Genomic DNA, 22,829 nt, shown 5'->3' with positions numbered 1-22,829 from the left:
CCTTACTGAATATTAACTCACCGCAAGCAGCTGATTGGCCCGCTGGGCATTCTCATCCGCGCTGTGAACTACTTTCATTTGCATCTCAAAATGACGCGCATTGGCGATCATTTCCACCATCGCCTGAGCCGGATTAACGTTACTGCCTTCCAGTACACCGGAAGACACTTTACCGCGCTCACTGACCGGCAGTTCATTGCCGTTGGCGTTACGCGCCGCAGCAGTAAGATGAAACAGTCCGTCTTCGCCGCGCATCAAATCCTGCGGTTTCGCCTCCGCCACTTTCAGACGGCCAATCTGTCCGAGCATAGTCGGCGGATCAGTCGGGATAAGTGCGGTGATGGTACCGTCACCACCGATAGTCAGTTCCGCATGCGGCGGCACATCAATCGCACCGCCGTCACCCTGCAGAAGGTGTTTGCCCAGCATCAGCTGACCGTCCGCTGAAACCTGAATACTGCCGTTACGGGTATACGCTTCTTCCCCGCCCGGCAGCGCAACCGCCAGGAAATGGCCTTCGTTAAGCGCCACATCCATCTGACGGCCGGTGTAGTTCAGCGGCCCCGGTGTCATGTCCGCCCCGGGGGTCGAAGAAACCACCAGTGTCCGGGTCTGCTCTGTATCACCGTTTACCGGCACTGCCCGCATGGCGGATAACTGCGCCTTAAACCCGGACGTCGAGACGTTGGCAATGTTATTCGAGACAATAGCCTGATTTTCCAGCGCATGTTTAGCGCCGCCCATTGCTGTATAAATGACGTGATCCATGGACACCTTCTGTCTTTATGCTTAACGTAAGTTAACCAGCGTCTGCAGCATCTGATCCTGCGTTTTGATGGTCTGCGAGTTGGACTGATAGTTACGCTGCATCACAATCATGTTGATCAGCTCCTGACTCATATCCACGTTGGATCCTTCCAGTGCACCTCCGGTTAATTTACCGAACTGCCCCGTCCCCGGAACGCCGTCCATCGGGTTACCGGATGCATTACTCGCTTTCCAGACGTTACCGCCCTGTGAGACCAGACCATTCGGATTAGCAAATGATGACAACGCAATTTTACCGACAGTGCGTTTTTGCTGGTTGGAATAGCTGGCGGTGATGGTACCGTCATCTTCAATTTTAAAGCTGGTGTATTCACCGGACTGGTAACCGTCGATATCAATTTTACTGACTGATGATTCAGTGACTTTCTGCTGACGGGTTTTGTTCAGACTCAGATCAATCGTTCCGCCATCCGCACCATTCAACCCGTTATAATTGAGTTTGAAATCGGCAGTCCCGACTAATTTACCGTTACCATCAAACTCCAGATTGCCCAGATCCTGAACAGTCGCGGTTTTATCACTGCTGTCCATGGCTTTGACTGACCATTTGTTATCATCTGTTTTAATAAAATAAACCGCGACTTCATGCGCATTACCCTGACTGTCATAAGTAGTCATGGTGGTACTGAAGTTGTAACTGTCCGGGTTATCAGGATCAAACGTGGCCGCAGTCGGTTTTTTGTCATCCGAGTTCAGGTTAATGGTTAATTCACCTTTGGATGATGCTTTGGCATCCATCATATCGGTCGGGATATTGATCCCCCCGGGTACACCACCGGTCTGAATAGTCACATCACCATTAGCATCAGTCCCTGCCGGAAACCCGCTGACCATCATGCCCTGGTTGTTGACCAGGTTACCGCTCTTGTCACGGTGAAATTCACCATCACGGCTGTAAACCACGTCGCCGTTACTGTCCAGCAGACGGAAAAAACCGTTGCCGGAAATGGCAACATCCGTAGCCCGGTCAGTACGGGAGATCGGGCCATCTTTGAAGTTCTGCGATACCGCAGCAACGTTAACCCCGAGACCCACACCGGAACCGGCAAACATATCAGCAAAAGAAGCATGTGCTCCTTTAAAGCCATTGGTTGCGGAGTTGGCAATATTGTTACCGATCGAATCAAGACCGGATGATGCGGCATTCAGACCGCCGACTGCTTGAGAAAAAGACATGTCACCTCCATGACAATTGGGTTTAGTAATTAAGAATCCGGATAAACTTTAAATATTTCAGACAGCAACACACTGTGGCCGATACCCACATCCAGTAACGGTGCTTCCGCACCCGGTGTGACACCATTCACTTTTGCGTATTTCAGTCTGACTACATTACTTTCTGCTATTTCCTCTCCCTTCAGACTGGCCTTAACTTCAAAGGTATATTTTCCTTTGGTATCAAGTACCAGCTCACCTTTATCATTACGCCCGTCCCATGTTCTGTCGTAGATATCCGGTTTTGTTTCGCCTTCTATCGTGATAGTTCTGGTAATTCCTTTATTTCTGTCGCGAATAGTTATCTCAATTTTATCCGCCGGTTTAGCGAGGAAGAAACCAAACGGAGAAGATTCAAATCCGGTCTGAATTTTATTGTCATCTTCTTTATCGTCGTCTTTGCTGTCATCACCTTTGTCATCATCGGCGAATGGTGCAATTGATGTATCTTCACCCGGCAGAGGATTATCCGGTTTGACCGGGGTAATATCGCTGCTGACAGGCGCCAGCACCAAATCACTCCCCGGTATCAGTACATTTTTTCCGACCAGTTGCGCCGCCTGCAATGACTGACCGGAGTTAATCTGCTTGGAAATACCGCTCACTGTGTCATTCAGATTATTCATGCTTTCCAGGGTGGCGATTTGCGCCAGCTGACTGGTCAGATCCGAATTATCCATCGGATTGGTCGGGTCCTGGTTCTGCATCTGCGTGACAATCATTTTCAGAAAGGTATCTCTCATCTCTTCACTCTGACTCTTTTCCTTCTTCTGAGTGTCGATGTCGTTATCAACCGGATCATTGGTTGTTGCATTAATCCCCATGACTGACTCCGTTACTGTCCGAGAGTTAAGGTTTTCTGCAACAGCAGCTTGGCGGTGTTCATCACTTCCAGGTTTGCCTGGTAACTGCGGGAGGCGGAAATGGTGTTGATCATTTCACCCACGGTGTCCACGTTCGGCATGCGCACATAGCCTTTTTCATCCGCCAGCGGATGGCCGGGCTTGTATTCAAGGCGCGGTGGTGCCGGGTCTTCAATCAGCTGACTGACTTTTACGCCGCCGATGTCATAACGGCCCTGCGGTGCGGTCTGAAATACCACCTGTTTCGCGCGGTACGGCTCGCCGTCCGGTCCCGCAACACTTTCTGCGTTAGCCATATTACTGGCGCTGACGTTCAGCCGCTGGGATTGCGCGGTCAGTGCGGAGGCGGAAATATCAAAAATACTCAGTAATGCCATGGTGATTACCCTTGCTGTAAGACAGCCAGCATGCTTTTCACACGGCTGTTAATAAAGGTCAGGTCAGCCTGATATTTCAGGGTGTTATCAGCAAACTGACTGCGTTCAACATCCATATCCACGGTGTTACCGTCCATCGATGTCTGATACGGAACCCGGTATTTGAGATCAGCCACCTGCGGCATTGCTGCACCGTGTCCGCTGATATGACCTTTTGCGGTCACCGCCATCGCCAGGCCGCCGTTTTTCACCGTGCCGTTATTCATCGCCTGTTTCAGCTGATGACTGAAATCGATATCCCGGGCCTGATACCCGGGGGTATCCGCATTGGCAATATTGGATGCCAGGATTGTCTGACGTGTTTCCCGCAGTGAAAGCGCCTGCTGCTGGAATGCAAACGTGGCATTTAACTTATCAAGCATGTCTGTCCTCTGTTGATGTGTTACGCCTGTTCTTGTGACAGGTATATTATCCGTCCCCGGGAAAATCTAATGGCGGGATAAACGCGAAATAACCAACCTATTTACCGGATTCAACAGTGCGGAAATTGCGTAAACTGCGACCATCAGAAATAACCGTGTTTGTGCAAGGAGAAGAAAATGACATCCCGTTACCGCACTCTGTTTATCAGCGGATTACTGGTATTTTCCGCCTCAGCACACGCCGGTTTACCGGAAGATATCAACCGTTACTTCCGTCAGCTGCATCCGAAACCGATGCAGGTGTCTGTTGAGATAAAAACCCCGATAGACCGCTGGCCCGCCTGCAAAAATCCGGTACTGCAACTACCTGCGGGCGGACGCAACACCGGTAATGTGTCACTGCCGGTGTTATGCGGCAAAAAACGCACCTTTATGCAGTTGGCAGTGAATGTCACCGGTCAGTATTACGTGGCAACCCGGCAGGTTCAGCGCGGTGATACTGTTCAGTTTGTGGATATCGGCACAAAGCGCGGATTACTCCACAAATTGCCTGCGGGCGCCGTTACCGATAAAATGTCACTTCGCGGTGCTATTGCCCTGCGTAATATTGATGCAGGCCAGACCTATGTTGCCTCGATGACCCGCAAAGCCTGGGCAATAAAAGCCGGACAAAGTGTTTTTGTCATGGCGGACGGTGATAATTTCTCGGTAAAATATGAAGGCCGTGCCATTAATAATGCCGCCGCCGGGACGCCAATCCGCGTCCGGCTGGTCAATGGTCAGGTTATCAGCGGCAAAGCCCTTGAAAACGGCAGCGTGAAAGTGTCACTGTAGTTATATGCTGAGTGATAAATTTAGATATAAAGTTTCAGATAAGATTGCCGATAAATAATGAGCATAAGGGAGGCACCCCTCCATCTCATACAGATCGGGAAAAGGAAAACAGATATGGCAATTGAGCAAACATCCGCGATTTCAGCACTGACCAAAGTGACTAACCGCGATCCGAAAGAACTGACCGCGCCGGTGCGCGATAAAAAAGTTCAGGCTGAAGAGACAGTCCGCGAAAGCGCATTTTCGCCGAGCGAACTTCAGAAGCAACTGCTTGCACCGGGTAAAAACGATATTAATACGGCAAAAGTCACTGAAATCAAACAGGCACTGAAAGACGGCACATTACGGATGGACGCCGGTAAAATTGCTGACGGCCTGCTGCGTGATGCGCACGAATGCATGTTATCCATGGACAGTGCTGATAAAAATGACTGATCAACTAATAACTGATCAACTAATGACTGATCAACTTCTGCCGCTGCTGGATCAACAACTCTCTCATTTACAGTCACTGCATCAGGTGATGAAAAATGAAGAGTTGTTACTCGGCTACCCGCGTGTTCCGCAGTCCCCGTTTCAGGAAGCCACGGAGCAGAAACGCTTTCTGGTTGCCGCTATCAGCCATAATGAAACCCGCCGCCGGGCGCTGGAAGAGGAAAGCGGGCTGTGTGCCCCTTATGAAAATAATGAAACCGCGCGCACTGTCTGGAATGCAATCAGAGATCTGACCACCACGCTGAAAGAGATGAATTACCGCAATCATCAGATGCTGAAACTGCATATGCAATTTAATCAGGAGCGGCTGGATTTTATGAAAAAACATAATAACCAGGCAACTTACGGCTCTGACGGCCAGGAATCCCGTACTTCGGTGCTTGGCAAAAAAATTTCTGTCTGATCATTAACTGCCCTTTCCCGGCAGTTAATCTTCCATGCATATAATATCTCTGTTTATTATCCTGCGTTACTGCGGTGCTTTCTGATATCCCCCCGGTAAACAGAGCACTCTCATACCATACCTTTATACCCTTTCTGCAATACGGACCTGACATTATCCGCACGGGCTGTGCCAGTCGTTTTTTCCGGATACCGGCCGGTATGTCAGCAGGCACTTCAATCATTACACGGCAATTAAGATGTCCGGATAAACTGAGTTCATCACTGCTTTCCGTCAGCGATAAACTCCTTTTCCCGGGAAGAATGGCAGCGTATATAACAAAAAGGGGAACCGGCTTGCGCGGGTTCCCCTTTAGGTGGTTATGTTGTCCGGTCTTAACCGCCGATCATGGAGGTCATCCGTATCTGACGGCGGTCATTCAGTTCGAGATTAGACATTACTGCCAGCTGCGGCAGACTGCGGCGCAGGAAACGGGATAAAATCAGACGCAGTGAGTGATTGACCAGCAATACCGTTGGTGCGCCCATGGCTTCCTGGTGCTGTACCGCATTCATTGCCTGCATTTCGATATTCTGTGCCAGGTTCGGCTCCAGGCCTCCGCCGCTTTTCGACGCCTGCAACAGAATCTGCTCCAGCCCCGCATCCAGACCGATGACCTGAATTTCCCCGGACGCGCCGAACCACTGCTGGGTGATGGCACGTCCCAGTGCAATACGCACCTGCGAGGTCAGAACATCGGTATCTTTCTGCTCGCCGTTCTCACCAACCTGCTCTGCCAGCGTTTCAATGATGGTGCGCATATCGCGGATCATGACATTTTCAGTCAGCAGATTCTGTAATACACGATGGAAGATAGTCAGTGACAATGTATCCGGAATCAGATCATCCGCCAGTTTCGGCATCTCTTTCTTCAGGCGGTCATACAGCATCTGCGCTTCCTGACGGCCGAACAGGTCACTCGCGTATTCCAGCAGGATCTGGTTAAAGTGCGTCGCCACCGCCGTACTGGCCGATACCACTGTGTAGCCCTGAATCTGTGCCTGCTCACGCAGATCATCATCAATCCATACAGCCGGTAAACCAAAGGCCGGTTCCTGCGTGGCATCCCCTTCCAGAGAGCCCGCTGCATTGCCGGGGTCAATCGCCAGCCAGCGGCCCGGCTGTGCTTCACCACGCCCGATTTCCGCACCTTTAATCAGAATCCGGTAAGCGGTCGGCGCCAGTTCAAGGTTATCGCAGATATGCACCACCGGCGGCAGATACCCCACTTCCTGCGCGAATTTTTTGCGCAGTCCGCGGATACGTCCGAGCAGTTCACCCTGCTGGTCATTATCCACCAGCGGGATCAGACGGTAGCCGACCTCCATCGCCAGCAGATCTTCCGCCACCACATCATCCCAGGTCGCTTCCGTGACTTTGTTCGCCTCACGGAAATGCTGCTCCTGCGCGTTGGTTTCGGTTTCTTTGACCGGTTCTTTGCTTTTCTTCACCAGATACCAGCCGAGTGATGCCAGCGCTACCGTAAATAACAGGAACACAAAGTTCGGCATGCCCGGAATAAGACCCAGCAGTCCCAGAACCCCGGCACTCAGCCACATCACACGCGGGTTGTTGAACAGCTGGGTGACCATCTGCTCACCGGCATCTTCATCGGTTGCCACACGGGTCACAATCACACCGGCCGCAGTGGAGATAATCAGTGCCGGGATCTGTGCCACCAGGCCATCACCGATAGTCAGCAGCGTATAGGTACTGGCGGCATCGCCCAGCGCCATATGATGCTGCGCCACACCGACAATCAGACCACCGACCACGTTAATGACCATAATCATGATCCCCGCGATAGCATCACCACGGACAAATTTACTGGCACCGTCCATCGAGCCGTAGAAATCGGACTCCTGCGTCACTTCGGTACGGCGGCGCTTCGCTTCTTCTTCATTGATGATCCCGGCGTTCAGATCCGCATCAATCGCCATCTGTTTGCCCGGCATCCCGTCGAGAACAAAGCGGGCTCCGACTTCGGCAATACGTCCCGCCCCCTTGGTGATAACCATAAAGTTGATTAACACCAGGATGATAAAGACCACAATCCCGATAGCAAAGTTTCCGCCGACCAGGAAGTGCCCGAAGGCTTCCACCACCCGGCCCGCCGCCGCAGGACCGGTATGACCGTCCATCAGAATGATACGGGTTGAGGCCACGTTCAGCGACAGGCGCAGTAAGGTGGAAAACAGCAGGATAGTCGGGAACGCGGCAAAATCCAGGGTGCGGCGGGTGAACATCGCCACCAGCAGCACCATAATGGAAAGCGCGATATTAAAGGTAAACAGCAAATCCAGCACAAACGCCGGCAGCGGCAGTACCATCATTGACAGGATCATCAGGATGAGGACCGGCCCGGCAAGTAACTGCCATTGTGCTCCCTGCATCGTTTTCGGTAATCTAAAAAGTGCAGCCAGATTAGCCATTTCGGGTATTTTCTCCAACAAAATCAAGTGCCTTTGGCACCGGTAAATTCTTCGGTTTTTTCGGTTTCAGGCCGCCCTCGCGACGCCAGCGGCGCAGCTGAAACACCCATGCCAGCACTTCCGCCACTGCGGCATACAGTGCCGCCGGGATCGACTGCCCCACTTCAGCATGGCGGTAAAGTGCCCGCGCCAGCGGCGGAGCCTCCAGCAGCAAAATGCGGTTCTCCGCACCAATCTCTTTGATCCGCAGTGCCAGCACACCGGCACCTTTGGCCAGAACCCGCGGCGCGGTCATTCTTTTCTCGTCATATTTCAGAGCAACGGCGTAGTGTGTCGGGTTCGTCACAATCACATCTGCCTGCGGCACATCCGCCATCATGCGGTTACGTGCCATGGCACGCTGCTGCTGACGGATTTTCGCTTTTATCTGCGGGTCACCCTCCTGCTGTTTAAATTCATCCTTGATTTCCTGGCGGCTCATCCGCAGCTTTTTCAGGTGCGAACGGAACTGCCAGAACACATCAAATGCCACCATCGGGATCAGCATAAAAATGATGAGGTAACCGGCAAAAAGTACTTTCTGCATCGCGTTTGCCATCGCTGTTGACGGAGATTCCATCGCCAGATGCAGTAATGACGGCCATGCCTGCCATAAAAAAATCCATGCGCCCAGGCCAATCAGCAGGGATTTGAGAATCGCCTTGAATAATTCGGCCAGCGCATTCATGGAAAAAAGGCGTTTCAGCCCCTTCAGCAGGCTGAGTTTTGTCAGGTCAAATTTGATGGATTTGGTGTTAAACGCCAGACCGCCGACCAGCGCCGAAGCGGAAATACCGACCAGAGCCAGACCACCGACAACCGGCAGCAGCGCAAACAAAGCTTCACCAATCACCTTTCCGAGAAAACGCAGCATCAGCCCCGGGTTCTGCAGATAAAAGTTATCGAAGATAAATCCCTGACGAAAAATATCCCGCAGCTGTCCCGCCAGATGGCCGCCGCTTAACCACAGCAGGCTGATACCCGCCAGCATCATCATCAGTGAACTGAGTTCTTTCGAGCGGACAATCTGTCCGTCTTCTTTGGCTTTCTGTTTTTTATGGGGGGTGGGTTCTTCTGTTTTTTCTACATCACTTTCATCAGACACACACGCCTCCGCCGTCTGCCGGGATTTTGCTTATGGCTATAGCATGACAGAGTGCGGCAAATTCAATGGTGGAAAATGACTGAACTTAACGGTGCAATTCCCTGATTAAAGCAGGAGTGGCGGTTTTATCAGCAGAAAATCACTCAGTGACGCCTGAAGGCAGTGGCCGGCCACGTAAAATAACCAATTTCAGCTGCGGAACCTGATGAAAGTCCGTATTTCGGACAATTCGTGAAATTAGGAACAATTCCGATAGGCACTTATTACCGGTACTTTATAATTTGCCACTGTTTTATTCCACGATAATCACAAGGTACTCACGAATGAAAAAAACAATTTTAGCCTGCTCTCTGGGTTTAATGGCTCTGGCTCTGACTGCGTGTTCCGGCGAAGAAAAATCAGCATCATCCGTTCCGGGTGCCACTGAAACCTGTAACAAATACTTCGCTGAAGTCGATGATTTAATGAAGAAAGCGACTGACAAAGCAGGTGATAACGAAGCGGTTAAAGCTCAGTTAGAACCAATGATGAAACAGTACGACGATGCGAAAAAACAGATCGCCGCACTGCCTGCTGATCAGCAGGATGCTGCATGTAAAGCCGGCAGCGAAGCAATGGCCCAGGTCAAACAGGCTATGGGTATCTGATTTCCGTTCTGACGGACTGACAGATCTGAACCGCGGCATCCCTGCTGCGGTTTTTTTATGTCAGAAACCAAGCTCATCCAGCAGATCATCAACCTGTGACTGAGATGCCATCACGTTTGTCCCTTTCGGATCAATCTGCGGCCCGTTTTTCAGGCTGTCGACCGGATGTTTGGCGCGGATGTCTGCCGGGGTGTTTTCCATCAGCAGAAACAGCAGCTGTTTCTCCGTTTCTTCCACCACTTCCATCATTTTTTTCACGACCTGACCTGTCAGATCCTGGAAATCCTGTGCCATCATAATTTCCAGCAACTCACTTTTGGTTACCGCACTGCCGTCAATCACCCGGCGGATAAAGGCCAGAGTGGATTCCTGCAATGCCGGATCAACCTCCGCGGACGGGCAGGACTGCCAGCGCGCCTGCAAATCCAGAGCATCCTCGTGCATTTTTACCTGTAACGGCTTGATGGTATCGATGCCGTTGAGCGTTTTTTCCGCCGCCTGTGCGGTCATCTGAGCGATGTAACGCAGTCTGTCTTTTCCGTCCGGAATTGTCGCGACCGCCTGCTGCACGCCCTTTTCTAATCCCAGTTCACGCATGCTTTCTCTTAACATCCTCGTTAAAAAACCGACTCTGGTGATGATCTGTTTTAAGTCATCATCACTGTTTTTGTTTCTGTCCGTTGATTTATTTTCCGTCATCCTGCTTTCCTTCTGCTGATTCCTCTCAGTTCAGACCCATCTTTTCGAAAACTTTATTCAGTTTTTCCTCGAGGATCGCGGCGGTGAACGGCTTGACAACATAACCGCTGGCACCGGCCTGAGCGGCGGCAATAATGTTTTCTTTTTTCGCTTCGGCGGTCACCATCATGACCGGGATGTGTTTGAGCGCATCATCCGCACGGATGGTTTTCAGCAGCTCCAGCCCGTCCATATTCGGCATGTTCCAGTCCGCAACCACGAAATCAATCTGACCCGTACGGATTTTCTCCAGGGCATCCACACCATCTTCCGCCTCTTCAATTTTGTTGTATCCCAACTCTTTTAAGAGGTTACGCACGATACGGCGCATAGTGGAAAAATCATCAACTACCAGAAAATTCAAATCTTTAGCGGCCATAACCACTCCTGCAATAATACAATGAATAAATACAATGAATAATTGCCGGTTCCGTCAGGCGGAAACGGCAGCAAGTCTGCCCAGCACACTGGGGGCAATTTTGACGAGATCCTGAATTTCATCGACTGCATTCAGTTCAATCGCCGCTCTCGGCATACCGAAAACCACACAGCTGCGCTCATCCTGGGCGTAAGTGACCGCCCCTTTCTGCCGCAGATTCAGCATACCGCGCGCGCCATCCATACCCATGCCGGTCAGCAGTACCGCGATACATTTGCGTGCGGCACATTCAGCCACTGAATCAAACAGCACATCCACGGACGGTCGGTGACGATTCACCGGCGGTGTCTGCTGAAGTACCACCTGGTATCCGTGGCCTTTATCCGCGATCAGCATATGCGCATCCCCCGGGGCAATATAGGCATGCCCTTTGAGCAGCACATCACCGTGCTCAGCTTCTTTTACTGTCAGCGCACAGAGCTTGTTCAGGCGCTCGGCAAATGAGCGGGTAAAACCGGCCGGCATATGCTGGGTGATCACCACCGGCGGACACTCCGGCGGCAGCATCTCCAGGAACTGACGGATAGCTTCGGTACCACCGGTCGACGCGCCCACCGCAATCAGACGGTTGTGGCAGACATACGATGACAGCGGTTTGCTTATCACCGCAGGTGCTGCCGTTACTTTTTCCTGACGACGGAAGCGGTTACTCTGCGTGATTTTTGACATCGCTGCCGCACGGATTTTTTCACCGATAAGGTCGCGGTAGCTCATCATGGTTTCACGAATTCCGATTTGCGGTTTGGTGACAAAATCCACCGCGCCCAGTTCCAGGGCTTTCAGGGTCACTTCCGAGCCTTTGGAGGTCAGCGTGGAAACCATCACCACCGGCACCGGGTGCAGGCGCATCAGTTTTTCCAGAAAATCGATGCCGTCCATCCGCGGCATTTCCACATCCAGTGTCACCACATCCGGTTCATGCTGTTTAATCAGATCACGCGCAACGTACGGATCCGGTGCCACGTCCACCACGGTCATATCCGGATGGCTGTTAATAATTTCACGCATTAACTGACGCATCAGCGCCGAGTCATCAACGCAAAGCACTTTTATTTTTTTCATCACTTCTCCCGGCCGCCTGAATGCTGTAAACGGTCTGTCCTCTGATGACATAACGCGAAGAGAGCTGTGATAAGTTCTCCGAGTGTCCGATAAACAGCAGCCCGTCAGGCTTCAGTAACGGAACAAAACGTTCCAGTAGTTGTTTCTGCATGTCCTTATCAAAATAAATCATGACATTACGACAAAATATGGCATCAAACTGCCCCTGAAACTGCCAGTCGTTGTCCGTCAGATTCAGATAACGGAAATCAATCATCCGGCCGAGCGCCGGTTTAACCCGGGCATAGCCTTCATATTCCCCGACCCCTTTCATAAAATGACGCTGACGCTGAAGGGCGTTGAGGTTTTTCAGCTCTTCGATACGGTAGACACCCTTGCGGGCCTTATCCAGAACTTCGGTATCGATATCACTGGCGATCACTTTGGCATTCATGGCGTTCGCACCGAGAACATCACTGAGTGTCATAGCGATCGAATACGGTTCTTCCCCTGTCGATGCGGCTGCACACCAGATAGTGACCGGCTGGTTACGGCGGGGACGGATAAAATCAGTCAGTGTCTGAAAGTGATGAGGCTCCCGGAAAAATGCGGTTAAATTGGTAGTCATAGCATTAATAAAAGCCTGCCATTCCGGGTGCAGCGGCTCCCGTTCCAGCAAACGCAGGTACTCGGCGAATGTGCTCATATTGCAGTCTCTGAGCCGCTTTAACAGGCGGTTGTAGACCATATTCTTTTTATTCATGCTAAGGACGATGCCTGACTTTTTATGAATAAACCGGCACACCCGACCAAACTCATCATCTGTGAGTGGTTCTATCTGTGGCGCAAAAAGCATCGTACTTGTTGTCCTTTCGGTAAAAACGATTCAGTGACAGTTTCAATACAAACCGATCAGTTACCGCCCGCCGCCGGGTCTGCGATACGAACCGGGGCGGGCGGGGATCAGCAGAACCGTCAGCCGGCAAAGCCGGACTGTATGCCCTTGTTCTCCGGCAGCTCAAAGAAAGCGACCGTATCGACCAGGTTATTCGCCTGATCCTCCAGTGCGGCTGTCGCACCTGTTGACTGCTCAACCAGTGCGGCGTTCTGCTGGGTCACCAGATCCATCTGGCTGACGGCGGTTGCCACCTGTTCGATACCGCGGCTCTGCTCGTTGGAGGCCGACGCGATTTCGCTCATCAGTTCCGTCACCTGGTTCACGGCAGTGACCAGTTCTTCCATTGTCTTGCCGGCGCTGTCCACCAGCTGGGTTCCCTGACCGACACGGTCAACAGATTCATCAATCAGGGACTTAATCTCTTTTGCCGCTTCCGCACTACGCTGTGCCAGCGCACGAACCTCACCGGCGACCACGGAGAATCCGCGTCCCTGCTCACCGGCACGGGCCGCTTCCACGGCAGCGTTCAGGGCAAGGATGTTGGTCTGGAAGGCAATGCCGTCGATCACGCTGATAATGGCGCTGATTTTCTGCGAACTGTTGGCAATCGAGGTCATGGTTTCGATCACGCTGTCCGTGATCTGGCCACCGCGGCTGGCGGTTTTCGATGCTGTGACCGCAAGTTCACTGGCCTGACGGGCGTTGTCGGCGTTCTGTTTCACCGTCGCGGTCAACTCTTCCATACTGGCGGCGGTTTCTTCCAGCGATGCAGCCTGCTGTTCTGTACGCGATGATAAATTATTATTGCCCAGCGCAATCTCGCGAATTCCGGTATACATTTGGTCTGTATTCAGACGAACGTTTGAGACAGATTCTGCCAGTGATTCCTGCATCAGTTTAAGCTGGCCGAATACCACTCCGATTTCATCGCGGGTGGTCACTTCTATTTTCTGGTTCAGTTTGCCCTGAGCAACCTGCATAAAGTGCTCGCTCATGCTGGTCAGCGGGTTAATCACTTTGTGACGCATCCAGAAATGGGCCAGGCCGGAAATCAGCAGAATGGTGGCGGTGACGCAAAAGAACATGATCCACGCCAGACGGTTATAGAAGGTGCCGGACTCAATCGCACTGCGGCTTTCCTCATCCAGCAGAGCCAGATAATCATTGACCACAGCACCCATTTTATCCTGATACATCTGAGTCGGATGTTCCACATACGCCGGGATATTGGCGTTATCAATGTAACCACGCAGTTCTTTGATGACACTTAGGTAAGACTGGTACTGCTCCTCAATACCGGCAAAATCCTCTTTCTCACTGAGGATCGGCTGGGATTTGAAGTTATTGTAATCTTCCGCTGCTTTCTCCAGCAGTAAATCAAACGCTGCTTTAACCTGGCGGATATCGCTCTCCTCAGAGCCGACTTTAATATGCACAACAACCTGGGTAAGCAGGTTACGGGCCTGCATCAGATCTTCATAAGAAGACACCAGCAAAGCCCGTTTTTTTGAGCCGAGATCGACCCGTTCCAGTGATGATAATTCTGATGAAACAATCCCCAGCGATAATCCGCTGGACACTATCTGCATACCGCAAAAGAAAATAAGCAACAGATATAAACTGACAGAAATCCGTATTCTCTTACCAAACATAATGCTATCCCCACTGCGTCCGGCCGGGCTCACCTGCTTCAATTATTATTATCGCTGTGATGCACAAAAGCGCCGTCAGGTTTCCCTGACAGCGCAAAGCACAGACGCGTCGTTAAAAAGTTTCCCAATTGTCATCATCTTGGTGATTCTTCGATGATATTTTGCTGAGATCCGGGGTTTTCACGACATTGGAAATCGTTCTTGCCGCCGGTTCAGTATGTTTATCGTCCTTGTGTTTCAGGGCCGGTAAACGGAAAATGGCTATCAGTTGTGACAGTTTCGCCACCTGTTCTTCCAGCACATTTGCCGCCACCGCAGATTGCTCAACCAGTGAGGCGTTCTGCTGCGTCACTTTGTCCATTTCGGCAACTGCAATACTGACCTGTGAAATACCTTTACTCTGCTCATCGGATGCGGTGGCGATATGCGCCATAATATCGGTGACCCGGGTGACGGATTCCACAATCCGGGTCATGGTTTTACCGGCATCTTCTGCCTGACGGGCACCGGTTCCGGTACGGGATACCGAGTCTTCGATGAGGGTTTTGATCTCTTTCGCCGCATCCGCGCTGCGCTGCGCCAGGTTACGGACTTCATCCGCCACCACCGCAAAACCACGGCCGTGTTCACCGGCACGGGCGGCTTCAACCGCCGCGTTCAGTGCCAGGATATTGGTCTGGAACGCAATGCTGTCAATAACAGCGGTGATATCGGAAATTTTCTGGGAACTGTCAGCGATATTCAGCATGGTATTCACCACGTTGGATACCACTTTGCCGCCTTCACGGGCAATCTCGGACGCCTGACCGGCGAACTCACTGGCCTGATGGGCATATTCGGTGTTCTGTTTCACCGTTGCGGTCAGTTCTTCCATACTGGCTGCCGTCTCTTCCAGACAGGCAACCTGCTCCTGGGTACGGGCGGACAAATCATTGTTACCGGCGGCGATTTCGCTGGTTCCCTGATAGATGTTTTCACTGCCGTCACGCACACCGCGCACCGTATTAATCAGCTCCTGCTGCATATGCTGCACACCGCGGCCGAGATCAGCGATTTCATTATGGCCGTTGACAGGCACTGTCGGAGTCAGGTCACCGGCAGCAAACACTTTGATACGATCAACCAGGCCATTAAGAGGATGAATAATCCCGCGCTGTACATAGCGATAACTGATAATACCGATCAGCGCGAGGATAACCGCCAGTGCAATCAGCATATACAGTGATTCACTGAAGTTATCTTCCGCATTCTGCACTTCACCCCGGAATGCCACCGAAATGCTGTCGAAATACGAATTAAACTGCTCTTCGAATTTCATCTGATAGCCGGATGTGGCATAGGTGTAGAACTGTTCCAGCTGGTCTTCCCGGACGTAGGACATCAGCCGGGTCAGCGCATTACGGTAGGTTTCATAGGTGGAAAGCAGTTTTTCAAACTTAGCCTTGTCGTAGCTGGTGCCTTCCATCATTTTCATATAGCGGGCATACGCGGCATCCGCATCTGCTAACTGACGGGTGGCTTGCTTGATCAGCTCGTCCGGGGTGGCATCGTCTTTAAAGGTGTGTTCTCTGAGCAGAAAACCGTTTGCAGCCCGGTTTAAATTGGCGCGGGCCTGGATCAGGTTAACCCAGCTCTGGGTAAGTACCTGTCTCTGGCTCTGAAGTGAATCCAAAAAGTGAATACTGTCGCGGTTTTCACCCAGTTTGCTGAACATCAGTCCGCTGGATGCCAGCTGCAACAGTACGAATATAAGAATAACGGATAAAAGCCCTGATACAATTTTAATTCTGCTATACATAATTTTCTACTGGCATAGTGTTATTGTATTTTTGATATCGGTCACACGACAAAAAACTTTAGTGATGGATTAACCAAAACTATATGGCTGAATTATCATTCAGCCATGCTGTCGATCAGTGCCATTTCCTCGCTGGAAAGCAGCTTTTCGATATCAACCAGAATCAGCATCCGGTCACCGATCGTGCCGAGGCCGGTCAGATACTGTGTCGATAAAGTGACCGCAAAATCCGGAGCCGGCGCAATCTGTTCATCTTTAAGCACCAGCACATCAGATACGCCGTCCACAACAATACCGACCACGCGATCTTTCAGATTGACCACAATCACCACGGTGTTGTCGTTATAAGTAACGTTCTGATGGGAGAACTTCACCCGCAGATCAATAATCGGAATGATCACGCCGCGTAAGTTAGTGACACCCTTAATAAAATCAGGGGTATTCGCGATACGGGTGACCTGCTCATAACCACGGATTTCCTGTACTTTCAGGATCTCAATGCCATACTCTTCTTCACCCAGCGTAAAAATCAGATACCCTTCGCCGTTTTTCTCTTCATCGAGTTTGTTTAAATCTTCATCCATCATCGACATGGTTATTTACCTTTGTTTATTGCATCACGACGTGTGACGTGTTCAGTTTCTTTTTGCACAAAATTTCGTTGTTCATTCTCTGCAATTCCGCCACATCAATAATCAGTGCAACGGAACCGTCGCCCATGATAGTGGCTGCGGAGATCCCCGGAATTTTGCGGTAATTACTTTCAACATTTTTCACCACCACCTGCTGCTGTCCGATCAGTCTGTCCACCAGCAGCGCGTAACGGTTACCGGCGTTCTGAACAATCAGGGCGATACTTTTTGCCAGATCATGCTCGGCCTCTTTAATACCGAAGACCTTGTGCATTTCGACCAGCGGCAGATATTCACCGCGGACCAGCAGCATTTTTTCCTCACCGGCAAGGCGGTAAATATCTTCCTGACGCGGCTGAAGTGTGCTGATAATGGCGCTGAGCGGTACAATAAAGACATCATCAGCCACTTTGACGGACATGCCGTCGAGGATAGCCAGTGTCAGCGGCAGCAGAATCCGGGTCACGGTACCGCGGCCCTCTGTGAAACCAATCTGAATGCGACCGCCCATGTCCTGGATGTTTCGTTTCACCACGTCCATGCCCACACCACGGCCGGACACATCGGTGATAACTTCCGCAGTGGAGAAACCCGGCGCCATGATCAGCATCGCGATTTCATCGTTGGTCATGTTGTCGTGCACATCCATACCCTGCTGGCGGGCTTTGGCCAGAATGCGTTCCCGGTTCAGACCGGCACCGTCATCCCGCACTTCAATGCAGATATTGCCGCTCTGATGTTCCGCCGCCAGTGTCAGTGTGCCGGCTTCCGGTTTGCCGTTGGCCGCACGGACTTCCGGTTTTTCAATACCGTGGTCGAGACTGTTGCGCACAAGGTGTGTCAGCGGATCGATAATCCGCTCAATCAGGCTCTTATCGAGTTCGGTGGAACTGCCCTCCACTTTCAGTTCGATTTTCTTATTCAGTTTTGAGGCGATATCGCGCACCATGCGCGGGAAGCGGCTGAAGACATAATCCATCGGCATCATACGGATGGACATAACGGATTCCTGAAGTGCGCGGGAGTTGCGTTCCAGCTGGACAATGGAGCTGAGCAGATCCGCATATTCAGCCTGATCCACCTGCTGGCTGTGCTGGGTCAGCATAGACTGGATAATCACCAGCTCACCGACGAGGTTGATCAGCTGATCCACTTTCTCTACTGCCACACGGATACTGCCGCTGTCACCTTTGCTTTTTGCAGCCGGTGCTTTACGTGCTGCCGGTGCAGCAGACGATACCGCCGGTACCGCTGCAGCAACCGGTGCGCCGGCTGTTTCCGCTTCCTGTTCTGCCGGGATGCTGTCTGCGGCCAGAATGGCGGCTAATTCCGCTGCCGGAGTTTCTTCATAAGCAATCTGTGAATCATCCACCACAAAACAGAGTACTCCGCTGATGTCATCAATTGCGGTATTGGTGCCCAGCCAGACTTTCAGGGTATCGGTGCCCTGTTCGGTTTTGTATACCGTGCCGAACAGTGACAATTCATCCGCCAGCAAAGCGACTTCACTTTCTTTCAGCTTACTGAGTGTGAAAGTGAAATGATGTGAAAAACCGGTTACCGTGCCGGTTTCTTCAGCAACCGGGGTATCCTCTGCGGTTTTGCTGACAGCTTCCGGTGCGGCCGTTTCTGTGACAACCACAGCATCGGCCACACTCTGTTCCACATGCCCCAGCACTTCACAGATCCGGTTAAAGCTCTCTTCATCCGGCAGAGTGTCGCTCTTATAGGCATCCAGCTGCGAGCCCATCACATCTTTGGTATCGAGGAAAACGTCAATAATATCCGGCGTCAGCGTCAGTTCATCATGGCGGGCTTTATCGAGCAGGTTTTCCAGGGTGTGTGTGGTTTTCTGCAACAGCGTGAAGCCGAATGTTGCCGCACCACCTTTAATGGAGTGTGCGCTGCGGAAGATAGCATTGAGCTGTTCATTGTCCGGTTCCCGGGGATCAAGTTCCAGCAGGTGCTGTTCCATATCCCGGAGCAGCTCATCGGCTTCATCGAAGAACGTTTGATAAAACTCAGTTATATCCATCGCGGTTATCCAATTTTTTCTTGTGTTACGGCTGACAGGTACTGCCGGAAATCCGGCAGTACCTGTCCATCCTGTTTATTGTGTGGTATCCGCCGCTGCGGCACTGTTCTGCGGCGGCGTCTGATCCGGAGCGACCGGTTCCGGCCCCGCTTCCGGCGGGATCTCCGGCGGTACCGGTGTTTCGCTGCGCGGCGGCAACTGCTTCAGCTGCTGTATATCCGTAACGGGAACGGCCCCTTCATATTCATGGAGGATATTTTCCATCTCCGCCTCATTCAGAACGATGATGCTGATACGGCGGTTCACCGGCGCAAGCCCGTCGTTTTTATCCAGGTGAATAGAGGATGCCATTCCGACCACCCGCAGAATTTTGTTCTCAGCCATCCCCCCCCGGACCAGTTCACGGCGGGAAGCATTGGCACGCTCGGCAGACAGTTCCCAGTTACTGTAGTTGCCGCCGTTGGCGTACGGCAGATCATCGGTATGACCGGAAATACTGATACGATTCGGTACGTCATTCAGAATCGGCGCAATCGCGCGCAGAATATCCCGCATATACGGTTCAACATGGGTGGAGCCGACCATAAACATCGGACGGTTGGCACTGTCCACAATCTGGATCCGCAGCCCGTCATCCGTGGTATCAATCAGCAGATGTGGTTTCAGTTCATTCAGCCGCGGATCTTTAAGAATGGCCTGTTCCAGATCCTGTTTCAGTTTCTCAAAACGACCGGCATCATCCTGTCCCTGCTGATCCTGCATGCTGTCTGGGTCCGGCAGAGTGTCACCCTCTTTGTAAATGATGTCTTTGCCGCCGCCCGGAATCGGATTGGTCGCATCCCCGGTTTTTGTTCCCGGGTTGATGGCCGTTTTCAGCGGTGTGCGGAAGTATTCCGCAATCTGAGTCAGTTCCTGCGGGCTGGAGATAGAAATCAGCCACATCACCAGGAAGAACGCCATCATGGCGGTCATAAAGTCAGCGTAAGCAATCTTCCATGACCCGCCGTGTCCGCCGCCGTGCCCGTGACCGCCCCGCTTTTTGACGCGGATAATATGCGTATTGCCCGGTTTCATCGTCCGTTTACTCCCCGTCCTGCGCTTCGGTACGGTGGCTGACTTTTACCTCACGGACTTTATCTTCCAGTTCGGTAAAGGACGGACGATCCGCGCTGAACAGCACTTTACGGCCAAATTCAACGGCAATTTGTGGCGGGTAACCCTGTAAGGAAGAAAGGAAAGTCACTTTGATGCATTCCAGCATTTTCAGCTGTTCACCACTGCGCAGACGGATCAGTGACGCCAGCGGCAGAATAAAACCGTACGCGACGAGAATACCGAGGAATGTCCCGACCATCGCATGCGCAATCAGCGCCCCCAGTTCACCGGCCGGACGGTCAGCAGAACCCAGTGCGTTCACCACGCCGAGGACGGCGGCAACAATACCGAATGCAGGCATGGAATCCCCGACCATATTCAGGCCGGAAGCAGGCACTTCGCTCTCCTGACGGAATGTTTCCAGCTCTTCATCCATCAGTGCTTCAATTTCATGACTTTGCAGGTTACTGGTGATCATCAGACGCAGATAATCCACCAGAAACATCAGTGCGGTCTGATCTTTAAGAATGCGCGGGTACTGGGAAAAAATATCGCTCTCCTGCGGATTTTCGATATCTTTTTCCAGGGCCAGCAGCCCCTGCTGGCGGGATTTATTAAGAAGCTGGAACAACAGCGCCATCAAATCCATTGACATCGCTTTGTTGTAAGAGGAGCGGCGGAACAGACGCGGCAGCACTTTTCCCAGGGCAACAATGGATTTCCCGCTGTTACCGACGACAAATGCGCCAAATCCGGCACCTAAAATAATAACAAATTCAGCGGGTTGATAAAGTGCGCCCATGTGGCCGCCAACCATCAGATAGCCGCCGATGACCGTGCCCGTAACAATGATGTATCCGATGAGTATTAACACGCTATTCCCTTTAACTCAGTTAGGTATCGGATGGCTGTCAAAGGGCACTTTCAGGAAGGACAGGCAAAACGAATTTGCCTGTTTACCAAATCAATCCAGTTACATTACCGCTTTGGCAATGCCATCCTCTCGATATAGCGTAATATCGGCGGGAAGTGAGGAAAGTTTACGTTTTTTTATTGCCCGTGAAGGCGGCTGGCATAAACTGCAGGTAAAGCTGTTTTCAGGGATGTGAGCGTAGGTGACAAATGACCCGCTGCAGCAGCTGCAGACAGAACGCTGCAGCATTCCGCTCTCCACAAACCGCACCAGTGTCCAGGCGCGGGTCAGTGCCAGCAGAGGCTCTTCACCGGGAGCCGGCGGACACTGCTCCAGGTACAGCCGGTACGCCTTTACTATCACATCAACACCGGAGCACTGTCCGCTGTTCATCAGAAACTCATAAGCGTTATAAAACATGGAGGCGTGAATATTCTGTTCCCATGTCATAAACCAGTCTGTGGAAAACGGCAGCATCCCTTTCGGGGGAGGACACCCGCGCAGCTCTTTGTACAGGCGGATAAGGCGTCCGCGACTGATTTGAGTTTCACTTTCCAACATCTGAAGACGAGCACCCAGAGAGATTAATTCCATCGCGAGACGGATATCCTGAGCCTCTTTGATGATACTTTTTTCGGCCATGATACTTATCTTTTTCTTGCGTGTGAGTCAGTGCCAGCCGCGCCGTGCGTTTGCAGCAGACGGGTTGACAGTAAAATTCCGGTATGAACCTGTTGTAATTCATCCACGCGGGAATCACGTGTGAGTTTTTCAATGGTTTCGCTGCTCTCAAATCTGAACTGACAGATTAGCTGGTTGGTTTCTGCCAATTTGACCAATTGAGAGAGCGTAAGATTTGCTAACGTAGTTGCCATTGCATCGTTAATGCCTAAGCGGAACATGGCAGAAGCTTTTTCCTGAGCAATAAGTTTTTGGGCTAACAGCAGGTATGAGAGGTTAATATCATAAATATGCTTCAGAAAATCAGTCGTCTGGCTCATTTTTTTTCCTATCCGGATATCAGCAGCATCAAAGTACAGCAGAAACCATCTCCGGCGCTGTGTGATACCGGAGATCCTGTTTTACGTAATGTTATAAATACCGGAGAAGCTCATTCCATTGTTTACTGCCAATCCATATAAATATCCGGCATGCGTGCGAAACACACAAAAGTAAACTTAAATTAAATACACATCAGGAATACCTGTAAACAATAAAAGTAACGATTAAAATCAGCACCAGCTTATTTAATGTCTGAATCATCTTATATCATTTATAGACGTTATTTATTATGCACCACAAAATTAACTATTCAAGCCACTGATGTTTGTTTTTATCTCAGAAAGATAAATATCCCACCATGCATTAGTACAATTTTACTATTAATTATATTTTGTCTCAACATATCCCAAATACCCACCGCACTTATCACTCACCTAAGTCAAATGCCAGTAATCTTTAGGTAAATATGACTCAAAATACGTGTCACCTAAGTCCTTTACACCATGCATATAATGAAAATAGATATATTGATTCAGATCAAAGTGTCTTATTGGGAAACTCTGCTTTATGCCATTACCACAGGGAATACTTAGCAAAAATGGCGGTGTAAAATACTTATTTTTAACCGGTAAGGTGATATATCGTACGCTTTAGTTCATTTTTACCCGGTTTATGACCGCGTTATAACAAAGTGTAACCATGAACATTTCAGATACCCCGCGCAGATCAATGTTTAGTATTTTTTAACAAAAACGGGCTATTTATGACATAAAACATAAAATTATCTTATGTTATGGGGGTTCTTTATTTAACGGAGAGACAATTAAAGATTAAATGAATTTAATTCATTTTTGAGGTTTTCTATTCTGAATGTACTTTATTTCTTT

At 50.9% G+C, this 22,829-nt stretch carries 23 protein-coding genes; 4 read left to right on the top strand and 19 right to left on the bottom strand.

From position 1 onward, the window contains the following. Positions 1–12: 12 nt before the first annotated feature. From R5268_RS07745 to flgB, 5 genes are read right to left on the bottom strand one after another with little or no spacing between them, the layout of a single operon-like run. Positions 13–768: a flagellar basal body rod protein FlgF gene (locus R5268_RS07745; protein ID WP_317419103.1), complete on the bottom strand. Its 756-nt coding sequence runs from the start codon at positions 766–768 to the stop codon at positions 13–15. A gap of 21 nt (positions 769–789) precedes the next feature. Continuing rightward, complete coding sequence (gene flgE / locus R5268_RS07740; RefSeq protein ID WP_317419102.1) at positions 790–2,004, bottom strand: flagellar hook protein FlgE; 1,215 nt, start codon at positions 2,002–2,004, stop codon at positions 790–792. A gap of 29 nt (positions 2,005–2,033) precedes the next feature. Continuing rightward, positions 2,034–2,867, bottom strand: a complete 834-nt coding sequence (locus R5268_RS07735) for a flagellar hook assembly protein FlgD (RefSeq protein ID WP_317419101.1) — start codon at positions 2,865–2,867, stop codon at positions 2,034–2,036. 11 nt (positions 2,868–2,878) lie between these two features. Further along, positions 2,879–3,283, bottom strand: coding sequence for a flagellar basal body rod protein FlgC (gene flgC / locus R5268_RS07730; RefSeq protein WP_317419100.1), 405 nt, complete (start codon positions 3,281–3,283; stop codon positions 2,879–2,881). A gap of 5 nt (positions 3,284–3,288) precedes the next feature. After that, positions 3,289–3,705 (bottom strand): flagellar basal body rod protein FlgB, encoded by a 417-nt coding sequence (flgB, locus tag R5268_RS07725; RefSeq protein ID WP_317419099.1) that lies wholly within the window; start codon positions 3,703–3,705, stop codon positions 3,289–3,291. A gap of 177 nt (positions 3,706–3,882) precedes the next feature. Between flgB and flgA the strand changes: the two genes are divergently transcribed. The 3 genes from flgA (at position 3,883) to R5268_RS07710 (ending at position 5,437) form a co-directional block, all read left to right on the top strand. Next, a complete protein-coding gene (gene flgA / locus R5268_RS07720; RefSeq protein WP_317419097.1) occupies positions 3,883–4,539 on the top strand; it encodes a flagellar basal body P-ring formation chaperone FlgA in 657 nt (218 codons plus the stop codon). A gap of 114 nt (positions 4,540–4,653) precedes the next feature. Beyond that, on the top strand, positions 4,654–4,974 hold the full coding sequence (gene flgM, locus R5268_RS07715; RefSeq protein ID WP_317419096.1) for a flagellar biosynthesis anti-sigma factor FlgM: 321 nt from the start codon (positions 4,654–4,656) through the stop codon (positions 4,972–4,974). A gap of 22 nt (positions 4,975–4,996) precedes the next feature. Beyond that, positions 4,997–5,437, top strand: a complete 441-nt coding sequence (locus R5268_RS07710; protein WP_317419094.1) for a flagella synthesis protein FlgN — start codon at positions 4,997–4,999, stop codon at positions 5,435–5,437. 374 nt (positions 5,438–5,811) lie between these two features. Here the strand turns inward: R5268_RS07710 and flhA are convergent, their stop codons facing one another. After that, positions 5,812–7,908, bottom strand: a complete 2,097-nt coding sequence (gene flhA / locus R5268_RS07705; RefSeq protein ID WP_317419093.1) for a flagellar biosynthesis protein FlhA — start codon at positions 7,906–7,908, stop codon at positions 5,812–5,814. After that, entirely contained in the window at positions 7,901–9,052 is a 1,152-nt protein-coding gene (gene flhB, locus R5268_RS07700) for a flagellar biosynthesis protein FlhB (protein WP_107679407.1), read from the bottom strand. The genes flhA and flhB overlap by 8 nt, the downstream gene beginning before the upstream one ends. A gap of 323 nt (positions 9,053–9,375) precedes the next feature. On the opposite strand from flhB, the gene R5268_RS07695 reads away from it, so the two are divergent. Further along, positions 9,376–9,699, top strand: a complete 324-nt coding sequence (locus R5268_RS07695) for a DUF5339 domain-containing protein (protein ID WP_046892437.1) — start codon at positions 9,376–9,378, stop codon at positions 9,697–9,699. A 60-nt stretch (positions 9,700–9,759) separates the two neighbouring features. On the opposite strand, the gene R5268_RS07690 is transcribed toward R5268_RS07695, so the two are convergent. From R5268_RS07690 to flhD, 12 genes are all read right to left on the bottom strand, one after another. Beyond that, positions 9,760–10,398 carry a protein phosphatase CheZ gene (locus R5268_RS07690; RefSeq protein ID WP_046892438.1) on the bottom strand — a complete coding sequence of 213 codons (639 nt, stop codon included), beginning with the start codon at positions 10,396–10,398 and terminating at the stop codon, positions 9,760–9,762. 25 nt (positions 10,399–10,423) lie between these two features. Beyond that, entirely contained in the window at positions 10,424–10,816 is a 393-nt protein-coding gene (cheY, locus tag R5268_RS07685) for a chemotaxis response regulator CheY (protein ID WP_107679408.1), read from the bottom strand. A 54-nt stretch (positions 10,817–10,870) separates the two neighbouring features. Then, positions 10,871–11,938: a chemotaxis response regulator protein-glutamate methylesterase gene (locus tag R5268_RS07680; protein ID WP_107679409.1), complete on the bottom strand. Its 1,068-nt coding sequence runs from the start codon at positions 11,936–11,938 to the stop codon at positions 10,871–10,873. After that, on the bottom strand, positions 11,910–12,773 hold the full coding sequence (locus tag R5268_RS07675; protein WP_107679410.1) for a CheR family methyltransferase: 864 nt from the start codon (positions 12,771–12,773) through the stop codon (positions 11,910–11,912). Before R5268_RS07675 ends, R5268_RS07680 begins: the two co-directional genes overlap by 29 nt. Before the next feature lie 119 nt (positions 12,774–12,892). Then, a complete protein-coding gene (locus R5268_RS07670; RefSeq protein ID WP_317419092.1) occupies positions 12,893–14,467 on the bottom strand; it encodes a methyl-accepting chemotaxis protein in 1,575 nt (524 codons plus the stop codon). Positions 14,468–14,579: 112 nt separating this feature from the next. After that, complete coding sequence (locus R5268_RS07665; protein WP_107679412.1) at positions 14,580–16,265, bottom strand: methyl-accepting chemotaxis protein; 1,686 nt, start codon at positions 16,263–16,265, stop codon at positions 14,580–14,582. A 95-nt stretch (positions 16,266–16,360) separates the two neighbouring features. Continuing rightward, positions 16,361–16,858 carry a chemotaxis protein CheW gene (cheW, locus tag R5268_RS07660; RefSeq protein ID WP_052927372.1) on the bottom strand — a complete coding sequence of 166 codons (498 nt, stop codon included), beginning with the start codon at positions 16,856–16,858 and terminating at the stop codon, positions 16,361–16,363. Between the two features lie 16 nt (positions 16,859–16,874). After that, positions 16,875–18,932 carry a chemotaxis protein CheA gene (gene cheA / locus R5268_RS07655; RefSeq protein ID WP_317419091.1) on the bottom strand — a complete coding sequence of 686 codons (2,058 nt, stop codon included), beginning with the start codon at positions 18,930–18,932 and terminating at the stop codon, positions 16,875–16,877. 75 nt (positions 18,933–19,007) lie between these two features. Next, positions 19,008–20,006 (bottom strand): flagellar motor protein MotB, encoded by a 999-nt coding sequence (motB, locus tag R5268_RS07650; protein ID WP_317419090.1) that lies wholly within the window; start codon positions 20,004–20,006, stop codon positions 19,008–19,010. A 7-nt stretch (positions 20,007–20,013) separates the two neighbouring features. After that, entirely contained in the window at positions 20,014–20,901 is an 888-nt protein-coding gene (motA, locus tag R5268_RS07645) for a flagellar motor stator protein MotA (RefSeq protein ID WP_107679415.1), read from the bottom strand. A 99-nt stretch (positions 20,902–21,000) separates the two neighbouring features. Continuing rightward, a complete protein-coding gene (gene flhC / locus R5268_RS07640; RefSeq protein WP_046892446.1) occupies positions 21,001–21,582 on the bottom strand; it encodes a flagellar transcriptional regulator FlhC in 582 nt (193 codons plus the stop codon). Positions 21,583–21,587: 5 nt separating this feature from the next. Continuing rightward, complete coding sequence (gene flhD / locus R5268_RS07635; protein ID WP_004240016.1) at positions 21,588–21,941, bottom strand: flagellar transcriptional regulator FlhD; 354 nt, start codon at positions 21,939–21,941, stop codon at positions 21,588–21,590. Positions 21,942–22,829: the final 888 nt, after the last annotated feature.

It is taken from the genome of Morganella sp. BCCO 40_0007 (assembly GCF_032989665.1).
Taxonomy (GTDB): Bacteria; Pseudomonadota; Gammaproteobacteria; order Enterobacterales; family Enterobacteriaceae; genus Morganella; species Morganella sibonii.
Note: the sequence above shows the minus strand (reverse complement) of the source record. Positions and strands in the feature narration are given on the sequence as shown.